The organism is Cupriavidus sp. 01L43 (genome assembly GCF_056399925.1).
This window is the reverse complement of sequence record NZ_JBFTSH010000045.1, coordinates 1-997: the sequence shown is the minus strand read 5'-3', so window position 1 is coordinate 997 and position 997 is coordinate 1. Positions and strand designations below refer to the sequence as shown.

Here is a 997-nt window from a genome sequence, read left to right as displayed (position 1 = left end):
CGGAGGGCATAGGAAGGTTCATGAGGGCGGGTCCGAACCACCGGCCTGAGCTTTTCCTTTTGCTCATCGGAAGCCATGTTGCGGCCCTTGTCCATATGCCCGTTGTCCGTCGCCCAGAGGAAGTTCTGGCCACGGCTACGCGCGGCATACTCCCATTGCGCCTCGGTTGGCAGACCGAAGGGCACGCCGGTCTGCTTGCCTAGCCACTCGCAATAGTCCCTCGCCTGCTGCCAGTACATGCCGGCCGGGACCAGCGGATGGCGGTAGACACCCGRCGGCAATGAACGGCCCGGTCTCGGCTCCATTCCCGCCCGGGGTCGCCCGGTAGCGTCGGCGAACACGTCGTACTCGGCATAGGTGGTCTTGAACCGGGCAAGGTTGTAACCCGTCAGCGTGACCTTGTAGGGCGGTTTGTTATCGATCCCGCTCGTGTAGTACAACCCCTCCGGGGTCCATCCGAGCCCGAAATCGCCCATCATGAAGCTGCCGCCTTCGACCCGGATCAGGTCTTTCAGCGCCTTGCGCTTGAGCTTCGCTATGCGTTCTTCGATGCTGCCTTCCGTCAAGGCCAGCAGCTCAGCTGTGAGTGCCGGAGGCTGCTGCAAGATCGGCGCGTCCTCGCCCGGGTCTTCCGACATGATGGGCTGGGGTGGTGGCTGGACATCGGCCAACGCTGAGACCGGGTGTTGTGCGCACCCAAGGAGGAGGGCCAATGCGGCTGCCATGGATCCGATTGTTCTGAAGTGCATTCAAGCCTCGCTGGGTGTCATTGCGACTGCGCTACAGCGCCGTCGATGTTGACCACACAGCGAACGGTGTACGATACGTTGAATCCAGGTCCAATGGCTCCCGTGCGGATGTCCTTTCCGACAAGAACAGGATCATCGCCATATCGCTTGATGTTGAGCCCGGAAATATAGGAACCACCCGAGTATCCCCGGACCGAACGCAAGGATCCGGTCGGCGGCCCCTTCGGATCGTGCTCCGGGCTGACGCG

Annotated in this window: 2 protein-coding genes; both read right to left on the bottom strand. The window is 62.1% G+C overall.

The features are described 5' to 3' along the window. On the bottom strand, positions 1 to 638 hold a 638-nt coding region (locus AC1DP9_RS27685), incomplete at its 3' end, for a formylglycine-generating enzyme family protein (protein ID WP_477109071.1). Positions 639 to 766: 128 nt separating this feature from the next. Further along, on the bottom strand, positions 767 to 997 hold a 231-nt coding region (locus AC1DP9_RS27680), incomplete at its 5' end, for a hypothetical protein (RefSeq protein WP_477109070.1).